A 3121-nucleotide genomic window follows, 5' to 3' on the forward strand; every position below is an offset into this window, starting at 1 on the left:
AACGGTCAGCGGAAGGCGGATACCGCTGTCGATACGCCCCATTTCCTTCAGCGCCCATTTCACCGGTATCGGGTTGGACTCCACAAACAGCATTTTGTGCAATATTTCGATGCGCTGATTGATGGCGCGGGCGGTTTCCGCGTCACCGGCCAGCGCCGCCTCACACATCTGCGCTACCGCTGCCGGTGCCACGTTCGCGGTCACACTGATATTGCCGTGGCCACCCAGCAGCATCAATTCCACCGCGGTGGCGTCATCACCGGAGTAAACCGCAAAGTCCTCGGGCACCAGCTCAAGAATCTGGCGCGCGCGCTCCAGATTGCCAGTGGCTTCCTTGATGCCGACGATGTTGGCAATGGAAGACAGGCGGCGCACGGTGTCGGGCAGCATGTCGACCGCGGTGCGCCCGGGCACATTGTAGAGGATCTGCGGGATATCGACTGCCTTGGCCACGGCCTTGTAGTGCTGGTACAGGCCTTCCTGGGTGGGCTTGTTGTAATAGGGCGTCACCAGCAGGCAGGCATCCGCGCCACACTTGGCGGCGGTGGCGGTGAGTTCGATGGCTTCGGTGGTGGAGTTGGCGCCGGTACCGGCAATGACCGGAATTCGCCCGGCGACCTGATCCACTACCCGGCGGATGACTTCGAGGTGTTCGTGCACATCGAGGGTGGCGGATTCACCGGTGGTGCCCACAGCGACCAGCGCACGGGTGCCCTGCTCGATGTGCCATTCCACCAGCTCGTGCAGTTTCTCCCAATCCAGGCTGCCGTCTGCATACATGGGTGTGGCAAGCGCCACCATACTGCCGGAAATCATTGCAACTCCTTCTCCAACCGGCCTGAAGCCGGTCTGTACCACCAAAAAATGAATGCGGTATGTTACTGACCGTGCCAGTTCGATGCCAGCGCAAAAAATCATCCCATTGCGCGGCAGCGAACCCGGCGAGAATTGATTAAATTTTGCGCTTCTTGCGCCGTTTTTTGCGTTTGGGATAAAACGCTTCCTCGCCCTCCGGGCGGGTTTTGAATCGACGGTGCACCCACATGTACTGGGCCGGGTTCTCGCGCATGCGCGCTTCCACAAACTGATTGACCAGCACCGCATCTTTCAGTTCGTCGCCGGAGGGTATTTCGGCGATCGGCGGGAATACCCGTACCTGATAGAAGCCCTTGCCTTCCAGGCGTGTGACCGTGTAGGGCACTACCTGGGCGCGGCCGACGCGGGCAAAGCGCGATGTGCCGGTCACGGTGGCGGCGGGAATACCAAACAGCGGCGCGAACACGCCCTGCTTGATACCGTAATCCTGATCCGGTGCGTACCACACCGCGCGCCCCTTCTGCAGCGCCCGCAACATGCCGCGTACATCCTTGCGCTGGTATACCTCGGAGTCCTCCCCATGGCGCTCGCGGCCCTTGCGCTGCATGTAGTCGTACACCGGGTTCTTGTGCGGCCGGTACATGCCGTCCACGGGATGGCTCATGGCCATGAAGGCAGCGCCGATTTCCAGGGTGGTGAAGTGCATCGCCATCATCACCACACCCTGGCCGCGGCTGTGGGGCTCCTGCAGGTACTCCAGGCCCTCGATGGTGAAGCGCCGGCGCAGCCAGCGGCTGGAGCGGAACCAGGCCATGCCGGTTTCCATCAGCGCGATACCGTTGGAAGCGAAGTTGCGCCGCAGCAGCTGCTCACGTTTGAGGGCAGAGAGTTCGGGGAAGCACAGCGCCAGATTGCGCTCGGCGATATGCCGCCGGGTGCTGGCAAAGCGCAGCATCAGCCGGCCGAGGGCTCGGCCGAGCGCCATCTGCCAGTTGTAGGGCAGTTGAGCCACCAGGAACCAAAGGCCAAACAGCAGCCAGGTCAGCCAGTAGCGCGGGTGCAGCAGAGCGGCACGAAAACGGGGTTTTTCCATAAATTGCGGACAGCAGACGTCGGGGAAGTTAGCACCAGGTGGCCACTGCCCCCGGAAGAAAACGGCGCATTATAGCCGCGCAGGTCCTTCCTAGGGTACTCCCCACCGCTAACCGCCCGCCTTGACTGGGGGGTGCGGCCTCCAATAAGTCGTGACGCCAGTGATTCCGCAATCCTGGCCGAGCTTAGTGCCGCAACAGCGCGTCCAGCTCGTCCACCACCTCGCACCAGTCCGAATCTTCCAGAATCGCATCGCGCAGGAATTTGCGCTGGCTCTCGCTCCAAAACTGCGCCCGGGCCAGGGTTTCCTCACCCACCAGGTGATGACGGGCGAGAAAGTCCTCGATGGCGTTGTCGTCGGAGCTGAGGCCCAACTGGGCAAATAGGTCGTTGAGGGTGTGATGACCGGTCTGCATGAAAACTCCCCTTGGTTCGATGGCCAGTTGCACCGAAGGGTCGACCCGGCTCGGCGCGAAACACTGCCTTGCAGTATAGACAGCGACGGCAGGGCTTCGCGCCAGAGGACACAGATTATGCGCCGGGGCCTAGGATCAAGGCGCCGGGTTGGGGTTCTCGCGGTGGATCGCCTCGATGGCCTCCAGCAGGTTTTCACTCAAGCGCAGCTCGCTACTGGCGATGTTGGATCTGAGCTGCTCCATGGTAGTGGCGCCGATAATGTTGGAGGTCACGAAAGGTTGCTCAGTGACGAAGGCCAGTGCCATCTGTGCCGGGTCAAGGCCAAACTCCCCTGCCAGCTTCACGTACTGTTCAGTGGCGGAAGCTGCGCGCTCACCGGTATAGCGCTGGAAGCGCTCGAACAGGGTCAGGCGCGCGCCCGCGGGTCTGGCGCCATTCAGGTATTTACCGCTCAGGGTGCCAAAGGCCAGTGGGGAATAGGCGAGCAGACCACACTGTTCGCGAATGGCCATTTCCGCCAGTCCCACCTCGAAGGTGCGGTTCAGCAGGCTGTAGGGGTTCTGGATTGAGGCAACCCGTGGCTTGCTGCCGTGGGCGGCGAGACGCAGGTAACGATGCATCCCCCACGGGGTCTCGTTGGACAGGCCGATATGGCGCACCTTGCCCGCCGCCACCAGCTCCTGCAGCGCGCTCAGGGTTTCACTGATATCCACACCGTCGTCTTCGCCATGCTGGTAACCCAGCTTGCCGAAAAAGTTGGACTGCCGCTCTGGCCAGTGCACCTGATACAGATCAA

General features: G+C 61.8%; 4 protein-coding genes. All 4 read right to left on the reverse strand.

The genetic code is table 11. From position 1 onward, the window contains the following. A partial coding sequence (gene dapA, locus VIL80_RS15480) for a 4-hydroxy-tetrahydrodipicolinate synthase (RefSeq protein WP_332036990.1) occupies nt 1–816 on the reverse strand: 816 nt, incomplete at its 3' end. Between the two features lie 136 nt (nt 817–952). Then, nucleotides 953–1909, reverse strand: coding sequence for an LpxL/LpxP family Kdo(2)-lipid IV(A) lauroyl/palmitoleoyl acyltransferase (gene lpxL, locus VIL80_RS15485; protein ID WP_332036991.1), 957 nt, complete (start codon nt 1907–1909; stop codon nt 953–955). Between the two features lie 184 nt (nt 1910–2093). Continuing rightward, nucleotides 2094–2324 (reverse strand): DUF2789 domain-containing protein, encoded by a 231-nt coding sequence (locus VIL80_RS15490; RefSeq protein ID WP_318954986.1) that lies wholly within the window; start codon nt 2322–2324, stop codon nt 2094–2096. Nucleotides 2325–2459: 135 nt separating this feature from the next. Beyond that, the coding region (locus tag VIL80_RS15495) for an aldo/keto reductase (RefSeq protein ID WP_332036992.1) at nt 2460–3121 on the reverse strand (662 nt) is incomplete at its 5' end.

This window comes from Microbulbifer sp. (genome assembly GCF_036563125.1).
Taxonomy (GTDB): domain Bacteria; phylum Pseudomonadota; class Gammaproteobacteria; order Pseudomonadales; family Cellvibrionaceae; genus Microbulbifer.